The sequence below is a fragment of the uncultured Marixanthomonas sp. genome (assembly GCF_963974425.1).
GTDB lineage: Bacteria > Bacteroidota > Bacteroidia > Flavobacteriales > Flavobacteriaceae > Marixanthomonas.
The window spans coordinates 1-21,332 of sequence record NZ_CAXBCK010000024.1; the positions used below are offsets into that span (position 1 = coordinate 1).

Consider the following 21,332-nt stretch of genomic DNA (forward strand, 5'->3'; position numbering starts at 1 on the left):
CTAGAAATAAACAACTTTGAAGTGTACGATGGAAAATTGGCTTTTGTACAATTACAAGCAGACCCGAATATTGATTTACATATAAATCAGCTTAATCTAAAGGCTAAAAATCTTCGTAATGTGGTAGAAAAGGGACGAGTACTCCCCTCACCTATTACTGCCAGCGGAGTTTCTATAGGACAAGGTAAAGTATCCCTTGACGGAAATATGAACCTCATCAAGGAAATTCCCGACATGAATATTGAGTTTTCGCTAGAAGATGCTAATGCCACAGCACTCAATGATTTTACCCGTCATTATGCAGGTTTAGATTTTGATAAAGGAACGTTCGGCCTATATAGTGAAATCGCCATTGCAGATGGATATTTAAAAGGGTATGTTAAGCCGTTATTGACAGATGCCAAACTAATAGGAAAAGACGATGGGTTTCTTGGCGTTTTATGGGAAGGTTTTGTGGGTATTTTTAAATTTATCTTGAAAAATCAAGGTACCGATACCCTTGCCACACGAATACCTCTGGAAGGTAATTTAAATAATGTAGAGTCTGGAGTTTGGCCAACTGTGTTCAGTATTTTTGAAAACGCATGGATAAGTGCTTTTAAAGGTGAAATAGATGATGATATTGACTTTGAAGATGCGTTTAACGATCCAGATCTTACCAAAGAAGAGAAAAAAGAACTTCGTAAAAAAAGGAGAGAAAAGCGCCGTGAAGAACGAAAAAATGACACTACCGACGGTTTTTTAAAAAGGCTTTTCGATGGAAAAGAAAAAGAAGAGGATGACAATTAATTAATTTCATATAATGAAAATTCTAAAAGCAACCGAACAACAACTAGATCAGTTAGTACCGTTATTTAATGGATATCGTATATTTTACAAACAACCCGACAACTCCGAAAAAGCAAAAGCATTTTTAAAAGAGCGTTTCCGTCAAAACGATTCGGTTATATTTATGGCGTTTTCTTTAGATGATGAAGCCATTGGTTTTACACAATTGTATCCTATTTTTTCATCTGTTCGAGGAAAACGTGCTTATATTTTGAATGATCTTTTTGTTTCAGAAAAAAGCAGAGGAATGGGAACTGGCGAAGCATTGCTAAAACAGGCCGTGGCTTATGCAAAACAAGAAAACTGCATTGGACTTTCCCTTGAAACCGAAATAGATAATCCTGCACAACATTTATATGAAAAAATGGGTTGGGTAAAAGATGAACACAAGTTTCATTATTCCCTGAAGGTTTAATTCTTCATAATTTACTGTATTTTTGAAGTCATAAATAGCTAAAGTTTCAGAAATGCGTATCGATATCCTCACAGCAGTCCCAGATTTATTACGAAGTCCTTTTGAAGCCTCTATTCTACAGAGAGCTATTGATAAAAACATTGTTTCTGTACACTTGCATAACCTGCGAGACTACTCTAATAACAATTACAAACAAATTGATGATTACCAGTATGGCGGCGGTGCTGGAATGGTCATGATGATTGAACCTATTGATAAGTGTATTACCAAATTAAAAGCCGAACGAGAATACGATGAAGTGATTTACATGACACCCGATGGCACTACTTTTAATCAAAGCATCGCAAATGAATTGTCTTTGAAAGGAAACATCATTATCCTTTGTGGTCATTATAAAGGTGTTGATCAACGGGTTCGTGATCAATTTATCACGCGAGAAATTTCAGTAGGTGATTTTGTTTTAAGCGGTGGTGAGTTAGGAGCAGCTTTGGTGGCCGATGCAGTTATACGTCTTATTCCCGGTGTATTAGGCGATGAAACTTCCGCTCTAACCGATTCGTTTCAAGATAATCTCTTAGCGCCTCCTGTTTACACTCGCCCGGCAGAATATAAAGGCTGGAAAGTCCCCGATATTCTAACCAGCGGAAATACCCCAAAAATTGAACAATGGCGGGAAGACCAAGCGCTGCAACGTACACAAAAATTACGTCCAGATCTTTTGGATAAATAATTAAAGCCATTATTTTTTTATAGTATTCTGAAATTTAGGTGATTATACCTAGGGTAGTTTTTAAAAAGAAGCTATCTTTATAAGTAACTAACAATCACCATACAATGAAACCACTACTACTGTTCGCGGTATTAGCTTGCGTTTCTTGGAGAAGTCTCCCCCAGGATTCTTCCAAAACACAAGGGGATACAATTAACTTAAATATTGGCAATGGCGACATTCAAGTTCCCATTATCAGCGATTCCATTTTGGAATATGAATCTTTCCAGAAATCCATAGCGGTTTCAAAAAAGAACAACAATCCTAAAAAACTTGCACGTGCTTATATCGACTTGGCAACTTGGCACGAAAACCATACGGTACTCGATTCTTCCATAGCTTACCTTAATAAAGCCATTACAGTTTATAAAAAACAGGGGTTAGATAAAGAGCTAGCCGAAACCTATCTTTTACTAAAAGCGAATTATGGCAGTACTGCTGCCTACGAAAAAGCTTCAGAAGCTGTATATAAAGCTTTAGATCTTTATGAAAAAATGGACGATCAACAAGGTATAGCAAGGTGTTATACTTCTATCGGAGATCTATTTTATTATTCAAATAGGTATACAGAAGGAGCAGAATATTGTAAGAAAGCCATTGCAATACAAGAAAAATACGGCTATGAAAAAGATTTAGCTCTCTCCTACCGAAGGTTAGCAGAAAATCAATTGTTCCTTTCTAGCTTAGAAGAAAGTTTAAAAAACATGAACAAAGCTATACAAACCTATAAAAAGGTTGGTGAAACTGGTACTCCACTTTTAGCATGCTACAATGGGCGTGGAAACATTTATAAGTATCTAGAAGAATATGATAAAGCGATTGCAAACTACAACCTTTGTTATGAAGGCGCTAAAAAAATGGGGTTAGAGCAATACACCATGCCTCCTACAGCAAACATAGGTCATGTGTTTTTACTTCAAGGAAAGTACGCCGAAGCCTTGCCATACAACCTAAAAGCCATAGAAATAATGAAGCGTACTGGCAATACTAAAAACCTTTGGGAAAACTATATGCACGTTTCAAATATATACCGGCAGTTAGGTGATTATAAAAATGCTTTGGAGTATCATGAACTCTATGAACGAGGCCACGCTGATTATTTAACCTCAATCACATCCAGAATTGAAAGCGAACTTCACGTTAAATATGGAACAGCTCAAAATAGGATTGAAATTGAAAATCAAAAAATTAAAATTGAAAATCAGAAAAGAACACAAATTCTCTATGTAAGTCTTGCTGTTCTTCTTGCTATTATTCTCTTCGGAATGTATTTCACCATGAAAAATATTCGTAAAAAACGAAAAGCCCTTTCCCTTCTAAATGCCGAACTAGACACCAAAAACAAACAAAATGAACTCTTACTAAAAGAAATACACCATCGTGTAAAAAACAACCTAGAAATGGTAAAAAGTCTTATTGCTTTACAATCCGCTCAACTTACCGACAAGGCCAGTAAAGAAGCCATGTTAGCCAGTCAAAACCGAGTGCAAAGTATGGGAATAATTCATCAAAAACTGTATCAAGGTACAAACCTAGGTTCTATTGAAATGAAAGACTATTTTATCAATTTGAGTGAAGGGGTATTAGACACGTTTAACGCAGAGGATAAAGTAAAAATAGAATGTGCTATGGAGGAGTTGAACTTAGATGTAGATACCGCAGTACCCATTGGATTAATTGTAAACGAATTATTAACCAATGCGTTAAAATATGCTTTTCCAGAAGGAACTCAAGGAAAAATAAACATTAGTCTTAAAAAGGAAAACAATGATTTGCAGTTAAAGGTGTCAGACAACGGAATTGGTAAAACTGAAAGCTCAACACCTAAAGGAACTGGGTTTGGAACTCAATTAATACAGTTATTAACACAACAGCTCAATGGAACTCTTTCTGAAGAACACAAAAAAGGTACTACCGTTTTTTTTAACTTCAAAAATTATAAAACAGCCTAATGGCACAACCTGTTAAAATATTAATCGTCGAAGATGAAATGGTCATCGCAGCTAACATTTCGCTACAATTGAGTGATTTGGGTTACGAAGTAACAGGTATTTTACCCAGAGGAGAAGAAGCACTGCACCACATTCAAGAAGGAGTCCCCGATATTGTTTTAATGGATATACAGCTAAAAGGTGAATTAGATGGAATTGAGACCGCACTTTTAATGCAGGTGGAACACAATATACCCATCATTTATCTTACTGCAAATGCCGACGAAACCCATTTTAATCGTGCCAAAGAAACCCATCCTTACGGTTTCGTTTCAAAGCCTTTTAAAAAATTGGATCTACAACGTGTGATTGAATTAACGGTGGAACGTATTAATTATAAGAACCTCTCAGAAAATGGTCAAATTTCAGAAAAAAAACAACCTGATCCTTTTATTTTAAGCGACCGTATTTTTGTACGCCATCAAGAACGAATGGTAAAAATAGACACTAAAAATATTTACTATATTGAAGCCGATCGTAATTACTGTCGTATTTTTTCAAAAGACCGAGAATACCTTTTGGTGATGCCTTTAAAGGATGTAGACCAGAAACTTCCAGCAAAACACTTTTTGCGTATCCACAGATCCTACATCATCAACCTTACCTGCGTAGATGAAATTGCCGGCACCCACGTAGTCATTTCAAAAAAAGCCATCCCGATGAGCAAAGCCATGCGAACGGAACTACTAAAACGCTTGCAGACCCTATAAACAAAAGTACTCCATAATATTATAGTGTTTTATCTACAATATTTGCATTTTCTACTTCAAACATCATTTAGCTTCGGCAACTAAAAGCTTCCCTTCGGAAAGAAAAGAAGCCTCTTCGTCCTAACCCACTTGTTTTCAATGTATTTGTATCGTTACTTCGGTAAACAATTCAATACAAACCATATAAATCAAAAATTATGAAAACAACTAAACTACATGTAGCAATCTTTTTATTCATTGCTTGTTTTGCATGGCAAACCAATTATGCTCAAGAAGGTCCAGTTTACACAGTAACCACTTGGAAAGTAACGATTCCCGAAAGTGGCAGCAATGCAGAACTCAACACATTACTAAAAGAATTTCAACAAAAAATTTCGGTTCCAAACAGCAAGGTTGTGAGCGAACGTGTGCTGCGTCATCTGTCTGGCACAGATTCACGAGATCTTACATTCATTACCGAATATGCCAACTGGAACGATATTGATGAAGCTGCAACCATTCAGGGAGAACTCATGCAAAAGGCATGGCCAGATGAAGCTAGCCAAAAGGAATTCTTTAAAAAATTCAATAAATATTTCTTAATGCATTCCGATGAAATCTATGCCGGAATTCCTGAAATGGATAAAAATTAATTAACAAAATCAATTAGCCTCTCTGTTTTCATGAAATAGCAAATGGGGAGGTTTAAATAAAATAATCATGAAAAATATATTTCTCTTACAGTCAAAAGCAATTATTCTATTTGTTATTTTTTTGTGGATTCCCTTAACCCTTTTCGCTCAACAACAATGGACCTCTTTAGACCCTAGTAATATTGCCCAATTTAAACCCACCAAACAAAGTAGTGTTCATGATGGTGGAGCTGCAAACCGTGCGGTAGATGGCAATACTAATGGTAATTGGGGAGCTGTTTCTGTAACACATACCCAAGGAGAGGAAAACCCGTGGTGGGAGGTTAATCTCTTGGCAGAATATGAAATTTCTTCAATCACTATTTATAACCGAACGGATGGCTATTCAGATAGACTTAAAAATTTTACTATTAGAGTTTCAAACCAACCCTTTAGTGGGAATTATGGAGGCGAAGTATTTGCTAATGAAAACCAATGGTTCCAAAATAGCAAATCGTACACTGGCAATAAGACCGCGCAATATATTCGTATTCATTTAAACGGTCGTGATGCTCTCAGTTTGGCTGAAGTGGTAATAAGGGGCAAACCAATTTTAGAATTACGCGATGGTGAATGGGTAACTCCAGCCATTAGTAAAAACGATAACCTTGCACTCGGAAAAAGCACCAGACAATCCAGCACACACAACTTTGGGGTTTCAAGTAGAGCAAATGATGGTGTTACTGAGGGGCATTGGGCTTATGGATCGGTAACACATACCCAAGGAGAGCAACGACCTTTTTGGGAGGTAGATTTGGGTAAAAATTTCTTAATCGACGAAGTTGCCCTATATAATAGAACCGACTGTTGTAGCGATAGATTAAATAATTTTGATATATGGGTTAGTAATAGACCAAAGGATCAAACAACGAGAAGATTAAAACCTTTTGCTGAAGAACCTGAAAATTTTCTTCCTGAAAGAAATAAATCATACACTGGTAAGCAAGTGGGGCGTTATGTTAGAGTACAACTTAAAAATGCGAATGCTCTCAGTCTAGCCGAAGTAAAAGTTTTTGGAACTGAGATTGGAGATTTAAGTGAAGGGGATGCAGAATCTAACGTAATGTACAAGGTAAGTATATTTAGAAATGTACAACCTATGGAGAGTTCCATAAAATCATCTGTTACCACAAGTATTTCTGAAGGTATGAATTTTAGGCGTACCGTTAAAAAAGAAGATGAGACCCATTGGTCCTTATCTACAACGGCAAAAGCCGCACTCAATTATGCGATTGTATCTTTTGAGTTATCGGTAACAGCTGGAGGTGGCGGATCAACAAGAAATAGTGAAGAAAACTCCCAAGGCAATAATATAACGCAATCTTCAGAGCAGAGTACAGAAATTACTCAAACAGTTCCTGGAGGTTGTACACGGTATGAGTTCCACAAGTTTATAATTAATCAATCTCCTGTAAACTACAAGTTTAACAAACAAAACTATTCTTGGTTTAGAATTAATGATAAGGCTAAACCAGTGGGAGATATTACCGTGATGGTATTTCCAAATGATGTTAAGCCCGATTTAAAAGCCTCAGATGATAACTGGGTAATTGCTTCTAATTATGAAAAAGTATTACAAAGCCACCCAAATTATGTTCAAGCAGAATAGTCAATAAATAGTAATCAAATTAAAATTTTAAACTATGAAAAACATATTTCTTTTAGGATTTGCAATAGTCCTTATCACAAGCTGTGAAAGCAATGTAAAAGAACGCTACACTCAGCAATCACCTGAAATTGAAACTTATAAAAAAGTGATTTCAGATTATGAGAATCAAAACTGGGAAGCATTAGCAAGTCATTATGCCGATACAGCTAAAGTATTAAACAATGTAACTGAGGATGACGCCACGAGCGTTTCAGAAATGATAACGATAAACAAAGAAGATGCTTCTATTTTCAATTCTTGGGGTTTCATAGATAAAGAATCTGAATACGAAATGGTAATAACAGACGAAAACCAAACATGGGTAAACTTTTGGAGTGTTTGGGAAGGCACCTTAAAAGAAAATAATAAAACATATACCATTCCCGCTCACATAACAGCTCGTTTTGTAGATGGAAAAATTGTAAGAGAATTGGGCTATTGGGATATTTCTAAAATCGTAGCAGATATGATGCAATTAAAAGAGAAAGCTAATCAAGAAGCGATGAAAGATTCAACAATGAATGCAAAAACCAGTATGAAAGAAGAATAAATTTAATCTCAAAAATCATGAAAACAGTAGGAATCATAGGTGGGTCGGGATTTATAGGAAGTCACATCACCAAGAAATTTTTGCAAAAAGGTTTCAATGTAAAAGTATCGGTAACCGATATAAAAAAGAGTGAAAAGTACGAGCACTTATTCAATCTTGGAAATTCAGACAACCTCAACATAAGCCCATTAAAGGTCGAAAACCTAGAGGCTTTTGAAGATTTTATCAGTGACTGTGAGATTGTCATTCATGGCGGCACCCCTTTTCAGTTAGACGTTACAGATCCCCAGTCCGAACTTTTTGATCCCACTATTAAAGGAACCGAAAATTTTCTAGAAGCAATAAGTAAAACACCAGGGATTGAAAAAGTGGTTTTTATAGCTTCGGTAGCGGGATGGAATACAAACTTTCCTATGCCAGCTGGAACAAAAAGTTTTACAGAGCCTTTTGATGAAACAGAAAAACGATTTACTAGCTCAGAAAGCCACCCCTATGCACAAGCCAAGTTTATCGCCAACCAGACTGTAGAAAATTTTATGAAAAAAAATCAGTCTTTACATTTCGAAATCACTTCGGTTTCACCAGTTGCAGTTATGGGGAATTCACTAAGCAATCGCAAAGATTCCACCTCAACAGGTTTACAATTTTTGATAAAAAACAAACTTGCACCCAATGATTTCACACAAGCCCTTTACGACAACGATGTGCCTTTCGCCATCGTGGATGTGGAGGATGTAGCCAGCGCTATTTTTAAAGCAGCCACTACAAATGGATTACATGGCAAAGATTATTTATTAAGCAGCGAAACCTATAAAGTATCAGATATGCATGCTATGCTAAATCAAGAATTACCAAAAAACAAACCAAATATCATTTATAAAAACAATTTGGCAAAGACCGATTTGGGTATTCAGTTTAGACCAGTACAAGAAACATTGAATAATTATTCCGAACAACTATAGAAGATAATACCAAGTAAATCAATTTTAACCAGCTAACCATCCGTTGGCACAACACTAACATTATGAAGAAAATATTTTTTTTAATGCTTTTATTGCCACTATTGGCACTATCGCAAAACAATACAGAATACGGCGTATTCGAAAATGCACTTTTAACGCCAAACCCAACTCAAATTAATCAATTTGAAAAGGGGATTACAGCGCACAACAAAAAATATCATGGTGATGGTCCTCACGGCGTACGTGTGTATTGGATAGCCAATGGCCCCAATACTGGTAGCTATGTATGGGTTATGGGACCATTTCCTTGGAGCTCACTAGATAACGGACCCGCCCAAAAGGATGGTCACGACACCGATTGGAACACGAATATAGCCCCGTATATGATGCCTGGTAGTGGAGAACAATCATACTGGCGTGGACAAACGGAACTCTCTAGATTTCCAAAGGATTTTACCATTAAAAAAATGGCCGTGGATACTTGGGATATTAAAAGAGGTAAATACGAAGATGCGATGAAACTGGTAAAAAAAGTGCATGATGTCTATGCAGAAAAATCTCCTAATGAAACATTCGGTATCTACACCAATGAATTTGGGAGCACCAAGGAAGGTAAAGACTTATCTGTCATTTCATATTTTGAAAAATCAGCTTGGCTAGGCGAAGATCATAGCATAGCAAAAAAATATGACGAAATGTACGGCTCAGGAAGCTGGGGACAATTTTTAGAAGATTGGATGGAAATCACCAACGGTGGCGGAACCGAAATTTGGATTTATCGCGAAGACCTCAGTGGCATTAGTGGTGATGTAAAAGTTTCTGAAAGACAATAATTAAATGTCTATTCGAGAGTAGTCGAATCCTCTAAAAACACATCGGCTGCTCTCAATTAGACAAGCAAGTTAATTTTATTATTCAAAAATGAAAACCATGAAACCTGAACAAGAACAATGGAATAAGTTAGAACTTAAAACCTATATCCTGTTGCTCTGTGCAAAAGCAGATCAAGTGGAAGCAGAAGAAGAGCTTACTTTAATTAAATCAAAAACTTCTTCCAAAACATTCAATAAAATGTATAAAGAATTTTGCAAAGACGATGAAAATGAAAGTCTTGAAAAAACACAAGATGCAATTGCATACCTTGATTACTCTAACCAAGAATTGGCTACTCTAAAAATGGAAATCCAGCAAGTTTTTTCAACGGACAGCAATGTGAATATGAAAGAGCGAAATCTAGGTTGGGTTTTGGACAATATCCTCTATTGAAAATTGAATACTAAAAACCATGAAAACAAATACACATCTCTTTCTTCTCTTTTTTTTCTTCGGAATTGTTTCTGCAATCGCCCAAAACCCAGATCCACACGGAACTGATGAATCTGCTGTTACGGGAATGGTTTCTTTGCAATTGAGTCAAGAAAAATTAGTCCCCAATAACATTATTTATAAAACAGGAAATCCAGCTGATTGGCCTGCCGAACTGGATGCCGTTCTTGCCGCGCCCAGCAACCACAAAGTGGTATTGGAAAATGATAAGGTAAGAGTCTTGGAAGTTACACTTAAGCCAAATGAAATAGAGCCCTTGCACCACCATCGTTGGCCAAGTGTACTCTATATTCAGGAAGCCGGTGATTTTACAGATGCTGATTCTAATGGCAACATCATTTTTGATTCGCGAAAACTAGAAGAACCCTTAACATTTCCATTAACGATGTATAAAGAACCTGAAGCACCACATTCGGTTGTAAACTTAAGCGATACCAAACCTATAAGGCTTATTCGCGTTGAAATAAAGCAGTAAAAATTAGAAACCAAATAATTCAAATAAAAATGAAGACAACAAAGCTTTTAACATTAGGAATTGCTTTAGTAGCAGCAATTTCAATCTCCAGCTGCAATGAGAAAAGCAAAGCAGAAACAACAACAGTAGAAAAATCGGAACCCACCGAAACCGTTTTTGCAGATGAAACCCCAGATTATTTTCTATTGCGTCCAGAAGTTGAAAAAGCCTATGGCTATTCGCACGCTGTAAAAATTGGCAATGATATAAAAATCTCTGGCGCTGTGAGTATGGACGATGAAGGAAACCCAACAGCTGTTGGCGATTTTGAACAGCAAATGAAAAATTGTTATGCCGATTTGGAGAAAATACTGAAACACTACGGCTGCACTTTTGATGATGTAGTAGTAGAAAATATATTTACTACCAACATGCCTAAGTTTTTGGAGGTTGCCGCATATAGAGCTGAAATCTATAAAAACCATTTCCCTACAGGTTCCTGGCTGGGTGTAAAAGAATTAGCTATACCTGAGTTTATGATTGAAATTGAATTGGAAGTGCATAAAACAAAGTAAAAAATTAACCATTAAATAATAGCATTATGAAACATTTTAAAACCTCGTTAGTAATCTTACTCATTTTGAGTATTACATCCCTAACATTCCGCGCAACTGCCCAGGATAAAGCAGTAGAAAGCATGCATCAATTGTATACAACTATGATCAATACGGGGAATCCTACCAATCTAGATGCACTGTATGCACAAGATGCTACCATTAGAAATTCTGATGGAAGCATGGTCATGGGTCTAGAAAATATAAAAGGACAATACAAAAACACATTTTCATCTGGAAAATTCAACATCGTTTTAAAAACCAACGAAGTAACGACGTTAGGTAAAGATCACATGTTTGTCAGCGGTTCTTTTGTCTACAATAAAATAGACGAACCCAAAATGGGTTTGGTAGGTGAGTTTGTGAACACCCTAAAGAATGAAAAAGGAACCTGGAAAATTCAAAAAAGCTATCGCTACCTCACAAATAAAAATAATACTGCTGTTGTGAATGGATTATAGAAAGCTTTTGCTGTTGGTGATATTCCTGGAGCTTTAGGGGCAATGGACGCAAAGATTGTATGGAATGAAGCCGAAGGCAACGCCTTGGCTGCTGGCAATCCCTAAATTGGTCCAGATGCGGTCTTACAAGGTGTTTTTGCAAAGCTTCCTATAGATTTTGACGGTTTTAAACTCACCAATATAAAGCTACACGAAATGAGCAATAATCAAGTGTTAGCAACACTTCGGTATAACGCAACATCAAAACATAACGGTAAAAAGCTAGATGCGCAAGCAGCACATTTATGGACTGTGAAGGATGGAAAAATAATAGCTTTTCAGCAGTATGCAGATACCAAACAGCTGGATGAAATGCTGAAGAGATAGTGTGATTACTACCAAAGCCAACTTTCAACATTGGGAGTTGGCTTTTTAACTTTTATGAATTGTGATAAAACTCTTCCGAAACATCCGCCAAAACCTTCTTAATGAAGGTAAAACCACCAAATATTTAAAATACGCCATTGGCGAAATCATTCTCGTGGTTATTGGAATTTTGATTGCCTTAAGCATCAACAATTGGAATCAAAACAGATTAGATTCATTAGAAAGAAAAGCGTTGATTACGAAACTGCACGTAGAATTTAAAGAGAATAAAAAAGCAATTAATAACTACAGAATGGCTGAAGAGCAAGCTATGAATTCCAGCATAGCATTAATGAATTTAATAGGTCTCCCTGAAGAAGAGCTTTTAAAGCATAATCTAGATAGCCTACTCTTTCAATCGTTCCCATCAAACGAAATAGCTTTTGCCAATAATGCAGTCAATAATATTCTTCAAAATGGACGATTGAATCTTTTTAAGGACGACACCATAAGTACACTTCTCTATCAATGGAACTCCTTAGCAGAAATTCGAAAAATAAGATTTGAAAAACTTGATTCGTGGAATAACGACATCTTCTTACCCTATTTACTTCCTTTCATTTCCTTTAAAGAAATGGATGCAAATGCAAACCTCCGTTGGGGTGGAAAATCTAAGGTAAAACCTAATTATTATCCATTATTCCAAAATGTGGCATTTGAAAATTTATTAGATAATTCATTATGGTTACATAAAGAAGTTGTTGTAAGGCTTGAAGAAACCGATAGGTTGATAGATAAAATAATTGAAGCAACAAAGCCTGAATAATATGATTAAACTCTTCCGAAATATCCGCAAAAACCTCTTAGCACAAGGCAAAACCACTAAATACTTCAAATATGCTATTGGCGAAATAATACTTGTGGTCATTGGTATTTTGATTGCCTTGAGCATCAACAACTGGAATCAAGAACGGGTTAATAGGACCCAAAGCAATGAGCTGTTAAGAGGCATTAATAAAGATCTTGATCAAGATATTGCAGGCCTCAACCGATCCATCGATTTTACGGTGTCAAGGTTGGCCTTTTTAGAACGTCATATGCGGAAATCAGACTTCTCCACCACTGCCACAGACACCTTGTTCAAGCTATTCGATGGTACAGCACGTCCATTTACAATGACCGTCCTGAGTTATGAGAAAGCTAAGAATCTAGGTATCTCCGAATTGTGCTCGAATGATTCATTGGCATTTCGGATTAATAAGTACTACACCCATACCTTGGATTGGAGTACGCTCTTGTACAAAGTTCAATATGACGAGATGACATCGTTGAATGCTTATTGGGTGAAAGAGTTGGAAGGACTTGAGTTCGAGTTCAACATATCTTTTCCAATCCCCTACTTGCAGAACTCTGTTGAAAGAAGAAACAATGCAATAGCTGGCATTATGAGCCCAAAAGGAAGAAATCATATCCGGTTAGAGTGCAATTCACATGAGATTGTGATTAGAAACCATAGGAAGTACCTTGAAATAGCTCAAGGATTAAGAAAGGACATTAAAGATTATTTAGCTCAATAAAATGGCTGTTTCATGATTAAATTTTTCAGACATATAAGACAACGTATCATAAAAGCGAATGAAACTAAATAAAATCAATCAGTATGAAAACCATATTTAACATTCCTCTTTTCAAAAACTTATTTCGCAGGATTGATAAAATTTATAAAAGATGTGGATAATGGTTCTTTCAAATAAAGAGAAATTATGATTAAAAAAGACGAAGGTTTAAAAAGAAGGGTTGGGGTATTCGGTCTTTCGGCCAACATCATTAACATTATCATTGGCTCAGGTATTTTTGTACTGCCTGCAATTGTAGCCAGCTATTTGGGAGCATCCAGTATAATTGCTTATCTTTTTTGTGGTTTGTTAATGGCAATGGTTATGCTTTGCTTTGCCGAAGCTGGTAGTAAAGTTAAATGTTATTGCTTCGGCATACCCAGTACTTGAAAACGGATGGCCTCGCTTTTTATTTTTATTTATTCTTTTTTATGGCTTGGTTTACATCAATGTGATTGGCTTAAAACAAGGGATGGGCTTGGTAAAGTTCAATACAATTGTTAAGCTAATACCATTGCTTTTACTCATCGCTATCGGCTTCAAGTATGTTTCCTTGAGTAATCTGTATTTTGAACATTTTCCGAGCGTTAAAACTTTAGGTGAAACGTCACTTATTTTATTTTTTGCTTTTCAGGGTTGTGAAACGGGCATTATTGTTGGTGGAGAAGTTGTTAATCCAAAACGTACAATTCCTAGAGCTATTTTAATAAGTATTACAGCAGTTGTAGTTGTTTACGTTTTAATTCAAACAATTTCTCAAGGTGTATTAGAAGATACGTTACCAAATTTTAAAGCGGCTCCCCTAGCTGAAACTGCCAAAGTGGTTTTTGGCAATTTTGGATACGCACTTTTAATTATTGGCGCCGTTATCTCTATGTTTGGATATATGAGCGGCACCATACTTAATAGTCCAAGAATAGTTTATGCACTTGCCAGAGATAAGGTAATCCCTATAAAGGCACTTTCTAAAATTCACAAATCATTTGCTACGCCACATATAGCCATCATTATATATGCAACTATCGGTTTTATTCTAGCTGTTTCCGGCAGTTTTGAACAATTAGCAGTCATCGCTAGTAGTTCGATGTTAATTCTTTATTTAGGGGTCGCACTATCAGTAATGAAGCTGCGCAAATCTCAAAAAGATTACGCTGGCGGATTCAAAATTCCAGGAGGTTGGGCTATCCCCATTATAGCTATTGCTATAATTCTATATTTTTTATCAAGTCTTTCGGCACATGAAATGATTGGAACGGTTGTTTTCATCGGAATTTTAACCTTGGTATTTGGGCTTATTAAGTTTTTGAAAAAAAGAAAATAATGATAAAAATCTTTAGAAACGTCCTTAAAAACCTGACCAATAATAAAAAACCACAAAAGCATTGTCTCATAAAGAATTTTACTTAATTTTGCACCCACTTAATCCAACCTCTGGCGAAAACCGTGTATGTTGTTTTAAACAAGAACTATAGAAAGCAAAACAATGGAATCGTTAATTAAGTTTGTTCAGGACGAATTTGTAACTAAAAAAGAATTTCCGAAATTCGGTGCTGGTGATACAATCACTGTGTATTATGAAATTCGTGAAGGTGATAAAACAAGAACTCAGTTTTTTAGAGGGGTTGTTATCCAAATTAAAGGTACAGGTACTTCTCAAACATTCACCATTAGAAAAATGTCTGGTACAGTTGGTGTAGAGCGTATCTTCCCAATGAACTTACCTGCACTACAAAAAATTGAGATCAACAAAACAGGTAGCGTACGTAGAAAACGTATTTACTACTTTAGAGGTCTTACTGGTAAAAAAGCAAGAATTAGAGAAAAGCGTAGCTAATCTCTCTTTTTTCAGAAGAACTAAAAAGCGACCTATTTCAGGTCGTTTTTTTATAAACAAATGTTAACAACCCAAGTTTATAAACTGTTTATATTAAACTATTTATATTTATTGTTTAATTAAAAAAGCGTTTTATATTTACGGTATCAAAATGATGTAACAGTCATTGCGAAAACATAAAGTAACGTTCTTTATACATCTTTTTTTAATTGTTCGAAAAGCTAACAATCTCACGAAAGTTAGTTTTGAGATTAAAAAAAGTAGAGGCAAATTTTAGGTTTACAGTGTATTTATACATTTTAAAACCGCTCTAACAAATTTGTTCTCGACTGTTGAAATTGTGTCACAACTGCAAGGGTTTAATAAACTTGCTTCGCATTGTAAAAAATGAGTTGGCAACGACAGGTTTCACAAGGAGCCATATCAAGGTAGCAATACGATGATATGGCTTTTCTTGTATATAGATGTGAGACTTTAGATTTGAGACGCTACGCTTTTAGAGGTAAGACTAAATTAGGAGTTAACTTCAAATTATTTTCTTTTTATAATAAAGTCAGTCAAAGTATTATCTTAAAAAAAACGCCAACACTTCGAAGTCAAGCGTTTTACAATTTTTATGGTAGCTAATCTAAGTTATAATAGTTTCTTCAGAAAAAATCACCTATTATATTCTTCACTTTAATTTTAAGTATCTTTACAAAAAATTGAAATCACATAGCAGCTTATGAAGCTAAGAGCCGATAATCTTGTTAAGTCGTACAAAGGACGTAAAGTAGTAAAAGGAATTACCGTTGAAGTAAATCAAGGGGAAATTGTGGGTTTATTAGGCCCTAATGGTGCTGGAAAAACTACTTCGTTCTATATGATTGTGGGATTGATAAAGCCAAATGGCGGTCAAATTTTTCTAGAAGGAACCAATATCACCAAATTCCCTATGTACAAAAGGGCGCAAAACGGAATAGGCTATTTGGCACAAGAAGCTTCTGTTTTTAGAAAGCTAAGCATTGAAGATAATATTTTAAGTGTGTTGCAATTGACTAAACTCTCTAAAAAGGAGCAACTCATGAAAATGGAGTCACTTATTGAAGAGTTTGGATTAGGGCATATTCGAAAAAGCCGTGGCGATTTATTGAGTGGTGGTGAACGTCGTCGTACCGAAATTGCTCGTGCCTTAGCTACTGATCCTCATTTTATTTTACTGGACGAACCTTTTGCTGGGGTTGACCCTGTCGCCGTAGAAGACATCCAACGAATTGTAGCCCAACTGAAAAACAAAAATATCGGTATTCTTATTACCGATCACAACGTACAGGAAACCTTAGCCATTACTGACAGAACCTACCTAATGTTTGAAGGTAGTATTTTAAAACACGGCGAGCCGGAAGACCTTGCCAATGACGAAATGGTTCGTAAAGTATATTTAGGCCAAAACTTTGAACTTCGGAAGAAAAAGTTGTTTCAAGATTAATCATAAAAAGTGGCTTCCTAAAAAGTCAAAACCACCAACTTTGTCAGGTTGAGCGCAGTCGAAACCTTGATAGATTATCAATTAGTTAAAAACTTCGACTGCGCTCAGTTTGACAGCTCAAATTACTTTTTAATTTTTTAAAGACTTCATATCAATTACAAATCGGTATTTCACATCAGAGTTTACAACTCGTTCGTATGCATCGTTGATGTTTTGAATATCAATCATTTCTACATCGCAAGTAATGTTGTGCTCACCACAGAAATCTAACATTTCTTGGGTTTCTTTTATTCCGCCAATTACAGATCCTGCAACGCTTTTTCTACCTATAATCAAGCCTCCACCGTGAATTGGGTCTAACGGCTCAATGGCTCCAACCATCACCATAGTTGCATCTCTTTTTAACAAGGCTATATATGGATTGGTATCGTGCCCAACCGGTACGGTATTCAGTAGAAAATCGAACGAGTTGGCATGCTCTTCCATTTGTTTTTCATCTTTCGAAATCAAAACGGAATCAGCCCCTAAACTTTTGGCATCATCACTTTTAGACGGTGACGTAGTAATCATAACTACATGGGCTCCCATAGCGCTAGCAAATTTTACGCCCATATGGCCTAAACCACCTAAACCAATGACCCCTACTTTGTCACCTTTTTTCACATTCCAGTGTTGTAAAGGAGACCAAGTGGTTATTCCAGCACACAATAAAGGCGCGGTTGCTTTAATGTCGATATTTTCAGGAATGGATAGTACAAATTCTTTATCCACTATTATTTTTTCAGAATAACCTCCAAAGGTATGACCGCCCAAATGCTCGTCTTTACCATCATAAGTCATCACAGCTCCATTTTCGCAGTATTGTTCTAATCCTTCTTTACAAGAGTCACACGTTTGGCAAGAATCTACCATACACCCTACTCCTACTAAATCGCCTTCTTTAAAGTTTTTTACTTGATCGCCTACTTTTAATACGCGGCCTACAATTTCGTGTCCGGGAACAACGGGATATTTGGCTCCGCCCCAATCGTCATTTACTGTATGGATATCACTATGGCAAACGCCACAGTATAAAATATCGATTTCAACATCGGTCGGTTTTACATCTCGCCTTTCAATATCTAAAGGTTTTAGATTTTCTTTTTCAGCGTATGCTGCATATGCTTTTACTTCGCTCATAGTATTTTTCATTTGTTTTGAAATAAAATACTAAAACCCTTGTCAAAACACACCATTTTTGAAGTGTTTAACCTAAGTTTATCATATAGCAATTTTTAGATTTATAATAATATTTCCGAAGAAAGAAGGACGTAATTATTTATTGTTAGATAAAAGAGAGAGTATAATATAAATCCCAATAATAACAGGAATGGCTATAAATTTTAAAACCAATACAGCGAGTAAACAAATTGCAATAAAAACATAACGCAAGAGATTGCTTTTAACATCCCATGTTTTGAACTTGAGTGCAAACAACGGAATTTCTGCATTTAAAAGAACACAACTGAATAATGTTAGCCCTATTAAAACCCACGGATTCAAAATGACAGCTTCTACTCCTTCAAAATATTGAAAGTGCAGTATAAGCGGTAAACTTAAAATTAGCAAAGCATTTGCCGGGGTAGGAAGACCTATAAAACTGCTGGTCTGTCTAGTATCCACATTGAATTTTGCCAAACGATAGGCTGAAGCCACTGCAATGAGCAACCCGACAAAAGGAATATAGGCATGGAAACCACTGTTCCAACTATCTTCCGCAAAAATATCGGTGATAATCAAGCTGTGACCTAGGGTAGCTTCTGATAATAATTGAACCATTACAATTGCAGGTGCCAATCCGCTGGTTATCATATCGGCTAACGAATCTAATTCTAGCCCAACCTCACTTTGTGCGTTGAACACCCGCGCGGCAAGCCCATCAAAAAAGTCGAAGAAGATTCCGAAGAACACAAAAAACGAAGCGGTTATCAAATCGCCCGAAACGGCAAAAAGCACGGCAACACTTCCGCAAAGTAAGTTTAAGGAAGTGATGATGTTAGGTATCTGTTTTATCATATTAAGGGTGTCTGTTTGTAAAAATAGCAAAGTATTTTCGTCTAACCGAGTATAAATACAATATGTAGCTAAAATTATAGTTTACTATTGTGTAAAATAGTAGGATATTTGCCCAAAATTATAAGCTTGAAGAAGAATTTATTTTTACTCTTTTTAGTAATTACATTGGCAGCCCAATCACAAACCACGAGAAAATACTCGAATGAGTTTATGAATATTGGGGTGGATGCCGCCGCGTTTGGTATGGCCAATGCCGTTACAGCCTCTACAGCCGATGTCAATTCTGGCTATTGGAACCCGGCAGGTTTGGTTGCTTTAGAAGACAACCAACTTTCCTTAATGCACGCCTCCTACTTCGCCAATATTGCCAATTACGATTATGGTGCTTTTGCGATGCCATTGGACGACCGAAGTGTGGTGGCTTTATCGGTTATTCGTTTTGGAGTAGATGATATTTTAAACACGACGCAACTTATTGACGATCAAGGAAACATTGATTACAACCGTATTAGTCTATTTTCCACCGCAGATTATGGTGTTACCTTTTCATACGCCAGAGCGTTGCCGTTAGATGGCTTGAATGTTGGAGTGAATGCAAAAGTGATTAGAAGAATCATAGGTGACTTTGCTTCCTCTTGGGGATTTGGCTTTGATGCCGGACTTCAATTTAATACAGGAGATTGGAAGTTTGGTTTAATGGCGCGTGATATTACTACTACTTTTAATGCTTGGAGCATTGATGAGGACGAATTTGAAACCATACAAGGTGCTGTGGAAGGACAAAATCAGGAATTACCTGAAACTACTGAAATCACCATCCCCAAACTACAATTAGGAGTTTCTAGAAAGTTTGTGTTTCATTATGATTTTTCACTCCTAGCCGAAGTAGATTTTAATTTCCGATTTGCCCAAACCAATGATATTTTTTCAACGTCTTTTACAAGTATGACACCCGCTGCCGGACTTCAGTTTGGCTACATCGATTTGGTGTTTGTACGTGCAGGTGTGGGTAATTTCCAGAATATTCAACAATTGGACGGAAGTGATTCGGTAGGTTTTCAACCCAATATTGGCGTAGGTTTTAAGTACAAAGGTATTCAAGTAGATTATGCCTTGACCGATATTGGTGACCAAAGTGCCGCCCTTTACTCTAATGTCTTTTCATTGAAATTAGATTGGAGCGTTTTTAGATAGGTCTCGAGGTCTCGATACTATTTTACTTAACCTCTCGATCAATTAAAATCACTCGACCTGACTTGTTGATTTATATTCATCTTCTTATAATTTCTTGAAATATATAAAGAAAGCTTATTTTTGAAGTAGTCATTTAAAAATCTACTGTTCTGAACACAAAACTTTTCTTTTCCAAACCACTATATCTCTTTGCCATTGTACTATTCTTTTTTCTGAATACTACAGCAAAAGCACAATATACGTCTCTTTCAGAAAGTGCCGAAGTAAGTATTTTAACCATCGGTCCTGGCGATCAGTTGTATGATAAGTTTGGTCATAGTGCTTTTCGTGTAGAAGATAAAAGCAAGAATCTAGACATTGTATTTAATTATGGGGTGTATGATTTTAATACACCAAATTTCTACACCAAATTTGCAAGAGGAAAATTGTTATACCAATTAGGAGTAAGCTATTACCAGCCATTTTATAATAGCTACGTAGCACAAAATCGATGGGTAAAACAGCAAACCTTAAACCTAACCTATTCTGAAAAACAAGCTGTTTTTAATTTTCTTCAGAACAACGCCAAACCCGAAAACCGAAAGTACAAATACGACTTTTTCTATGACAATTGCGCTACGAAAATTCGTGATGTACTTAAAGAAGTGTTGGGTGATGACCTTCAATATAATGATGATTTTGTAGAAGAAGAACAAACTTTTAGAGAGTTGATTCAAAAAAACTTACATTGGAACACTTGGGGAAGCTTAGGGATAGACGTAGCCTTAGGCGCTGTAATCGATAAACAAGCGACCGCTTGGGAATATCAATTTCTGCCAGACTACATTTTTAAAGCTGCGGAAACAGCTGCCATTACACGAAACGGTGGTAATGAGAAATTAGTAGGCAACACCACTATCCTATTTAAAAATAATCCTACTGAAGAAAATCCTTTCTTTTTAACGAGTCCGTTATTTATTTTTGGAATACTGGGATTAGTAATTGTGTTTATCACCTTTAAAGACCGAAAAAACAACACCAGAAGTCGTTTCTTGGATGCGACTATTTTTTTCATTACCGGCTTAATTGGTGTGTTCTTATTGTTACTTTGGGTAGCAACAGACCATACGGCTACGGCCAATAATTATAATTTATTGTGGGCTTTTCCATTAAGCTTGTTACTAATAGCGATTATTGCGAAGCGGTTTCCTAAACAATGGGCACGAAAATATGTGTTCTTTTTAATCGTACTATTAGGGTTGTTAACTGTCCATTGGATAACGGGAGTGCAGGTTTTTGCAATAGCGCTAATTCCTTTATTGGTTGCTTTGGCTATTCGTTATATTTTTTTGGTCGGGTATTTGAAGCGACAATAAAACCGGGGGCTTCGATACATCCCGTGATGCGGGACACTCAACAACCTTACATTGGTCTTTTTAGCC

26 protein-coding genes are annotated in these 21,332 nt (G+C 36.3%); 23 read left to right on the top strand and 3 right to left on the bottom strand.

Going from position 1 to position 21,332, the window contains the following annotated elements; genetic code table 11:
• The 21 genes from AACZ92_RS08505 to lptB form a co-directional block, all read left to right on the top strand.
• Positions 1-789: DUF748 domain-containing protein (locus AACZ92_RS08505; protein WP_339699742.1), on the top strand; the 789-nt coding region annotated here is incomplete at its 5' end.
• Positions 790-802: 13 nt separating this feature from the next.
• Positions 803-1,243, top strand: coding sequence for a GNAT family N-acetyltransferase (locus AACZ92_RS08510; RefSeq protein WP_339699745.1), 441 nt, complete (start codon positions 803-805; stop codon positions 1,241-1,243).
• Between the two features lie 52 nt (positions 1,244-1,295).
• Positions 1,296-1,973, top strand: a complete 678-nt coding sequence (gene trmD / locus AACZ92_RS08515) for a tRNA (guanosine(37)-N1)-methyltransferase TrmD (RefSeq protein ID WP_339699747.1) — start codon at positions 1,296-1,298, stop codon at positions 1,971-1,973.
• Positions 1,974-2,077: 104 nt separating this feature from the next.
• Positions 2,078-3,964, top strand: coding sequence for a tetratricopeptide repeat protein (locus AACZ92_RS08520; protein WP_339699749.1), 1,887 nt, complete (start codon positions 2,078-2,080; stop codon positions 3,962-3,964).
• Entirely contained in the window at positions 3,964-4,713 is a 750-nt protein-coding gene (locus AACZ92_RS08525) for a response regulator (protein ID WP_339699752.1), read from the top strand. The genes AACZ92_RS08520 and AACZ92_RS08525 overlap by 1 nt, the downstream gene beginning before the upstream one ends.
• Before the next feature lie 197 nt (positions 4,714-4,910).
• Positions 4,911-5,345: a hypothetical protein gene (locus AACZ92_RS08530; RefSeq protein WP_339699755.1), complete on the top strand. Its 435-nt coding sequence runs from the start codon at positions 4,911-4,913 to the stop codon at positions 5,343-5,345.
• A gap of 67 nt (positions 5,346-5,412) precedes the next feature.
• Positions 5,413-6,993: a discoidin domain-containing protein gene (locus AACZ92_RS08535; protein WP_339699758.1), complete on the top strand. Its 1,581-nt coding sequence runs from the start codon at positions 5,413-5,415 to the stop codon at positions 6,991-6,993.
• 34 nt (positions 6,994-7,027) lie between these two features.
• Complete coding sequence (locus AACZ92_RS08540; protein ID WP_339699761.1) at positions 7,028-7,582, top strand: nuclear transport factor 2 family protein; 555 nt, start codon at positions 7,028-7,030, stop codon at positions 7,580-7,582.
• A gap of 17 nt (positions 7,583-7,599) precedes the next feature.
• The gene (locus AACZ92_RS08545) at positions 7,600-8,544 is read left to right on the top strand and encodes an NAD-dependent epimerase/dehydratase family protein (RefSeq protein ID WP_339699764.1); all 945 of its coding nucleotides are present in this window, start codon (positions 7,600-7,602) and stop codon (positions 8,542-8,544) included.
• A gap of 62 nt (positions 8,545-8,606) precedes the next feature.
• Entirely contained in the window at positions 8,607-9,377 is a 771-nt protein-coding gene (locus AACZ92_RS08550; RefSeq protein ID WP_339699767.1) for a hypothetical protein, read from the top strand.
• 97 nt (positions 9,378-9,474) lie between these two features.
• Complete coding sequence (locus tag AACZ92_RS08555) at positions 9,475-9,810, top strand: hypothetical protein (RefSeq protein ID WP_339699770.1); 336 nt, start codon at positions 9,475-9,477, stop codon at positions 9,808-9,810.
• 19 nt (positions 9,811-9,829) lie between these two features.
• Positions 9,830-10,345, top strand: coding sequence for a hypothetical protein (locus AACZ92_RS08560; protein WP_339699773.1), 516 nt, complete (start codon positions 9,830-9,832; stop codon positions 10,343-10,345).
• A 29-nt stretch (positions 10,346-10,374) separates the two neighbouring features.
• Positions 10,375-10,899 (top strand): RidA family protein, encoded by a 525-nt coding sequence (locus tag AACZ92_RS08565; RefSeq protein ID WP_339699776.1) that lies wholly within the window; start codon positions 10,375-10,377, stop codon positions 10,897-10,899.
• 26 nt (positions 10,900-10,925) lie between these two features.
• The gene (locus AACZ92_RS08570; protein ID WP_339699779.1) at positions 10,926-11,399 is read left to right on the top strand and encodes a nuclear transport factor 2 family protein; all 474 of its coding nucleotides are present in this window, start codon (positions 10,926-10,928) and stop codon (positions 11,397-11,399) included.
• A 195-nt stretch (positions 11,400-11,594) separates the two neighbouring features.
• Positions 11,595-11,765, top strand: coding sequence for a hypothetical protein (locus AACZ92_RS08575; protein WP_339699782.1), 171 nt, complete (start codon positions 11,595-11,597; stop codon positions 11,763-11,765).
• A gap of 61 nt (positions 11,766-11,826) precedes the next feature.
• The gene (locus AACZ92_RS08580; RefSeq protein WP_339699785.1) at positions 11,827-12,570 is read left to right on the top strand and encodes a DUF6090 family protein; all 744 of its coding nucleotides are present in this window, start codon (positions 11,827-11,829) and stop codon (positions 12,568-12,570) included.
• A gap of 1 nt (position 12,571) precedes the next feature.
• Positions 12,572-13,321, top strand: a complete 750-nt coding sequence (locus AACZ92_RS08585) for a DUF6090 family protein (RefSeq protein WP_339699788.1) — start codon at positions 12,572-12,574, stop codon at positions 13,319-13,321.
• A gap of 186 nt (positions 13,322-13,507) precedes the next feature.
• A complete protein-coding gene (locus AACZ92_RS08590; RefSeq protein ID WP_339699791.1) occupies positions 13,508-13,750 on the top strand; it encodes a hypothetical protein in 243 nt (80 codons plus the stop codon).
• A 46-nt stretch (positions 13,751-13,796) separates the two neighbouring features.
• Positions 13,797-14,681 carry an APC family permease gene (locus tag AACZ92_RS08595; RefSeq protein WP_339699794.1) on the top strand — a complete coding sequence of 295 codons (885 nt, stop codon included), beginning with the start codon at positions 13,797-13,799 and terminating at the stop codon, positions 14,679-14,681.
• 162 nt (positions 14,682-14,843) lie between these two features.
• Positions 14,844-15,194 carry a 50S ribosomal protein L19 gene (gene rplS, locus AACZ92_RS08600; protein ID WP_117159128.1) on the top strand — a complete coding sequence of 117 codons (351 nt, stop codon included), beginning with the start codon at positions 14,844-14,846 and terminating at the stop codon, positions 15,192-15,194.
• Between the two features lie 724 nt (positions 15,195-15,918).
• Complete coding sequence (lptB, locus tag AACZ92_RS08605) at positions 15,919-16,662, top strand: LPS export ABC transporter ATP-binding protein (RefSeq protein ID WP_339699802.1); 744 nt, start codon at positions 15,919-15,921, stop codon at positions 16,660-16,662.
• A 129-nt stretch (positions 16,663-16,791) separates the two neighbouring features.
• Here lptB and AACZ92_RS08610 read toward each other — a convergent pair whose 3' ends face one another.
• Together AACZ92_RS08610 and AACZ92_RS08615 are read right to left on the bottom strand one after the other, a co-directional pair.
• Positions 16,792-17,841 (bottom strand): NAD(P)-dependent alcohol dehydrogenase, encoded by a 1,050-nt coding sequence (locus AACZ92_RS08610; RefSeq protein ID WP_339699804.1) that lies wholly within the window; start codon positions 17,839-17,841, stop codon positions 16,792-16,794.
• A gap of 135 nt (positions 17,842-17,976) precedes the next feature.
• Positions 17,977-18,717, bottom strand: a complete 741-nt coding sequence (locus AACZ92_RS08615; protein ID WP_339699807.1) for a CDP-alcohol phosphatidyltransferase family protein — start codon at positions 18,715-18,717, stop codon at positions 17,977-17,979.
• Positions 18,718-18,843: 126 nt separating this feature from the next.
• On the opposite strand from AACZ92_RS08615, the gene AACZ92_RS08620 reads away from it, so the two are divergent.
• A complete protein-coding gene (locus AACZ92_RS08620; RefSeq protein ID WP_339699809.1) occupies positions 18,844-19,911 on the top strand; it encodes a PorV/PorQ family protein in 1,068 nt (355 codons plus the stop codon).
• A 133-nt stretch (positions 19,912-20,044) separates the two neighbouring features.
• Here the strand turns inward: AACZ92_RS08620 and AACZ92_RS08625 are convergent, their stop codons facing one another.
• The gene (locus AACZ92_RS08625; protein ID WP_339699811.1) at positions 20,045-20,191 is read right to left on the bottom strand and encodes a hypothetical protein; all 147 of its coding nucleotides are present in this window, start codon (positions 20,189-20,191) and stop codon (positions 20,045-20,047) included.
• 16 nt (positions 20,192-20,207) lie between these two features.
• Between AACZ92_RS08625 and AACZ92_RS08630 the strand changes: the two genes are divergently transcribed.
• Positions 20,208-21,266: a DUF4105 domain-containing protein gene (locus tag AACZ92_RS08630; protein WP_339699813.1), complete on the top strand. Its 1,059-nt coding sequence runs from the start codon at positions 20,208-20,210 to the stop codon at positions 21,264-21,266.
• Positions 21,267-21,332: the final 66 nt, after the last annotated feature.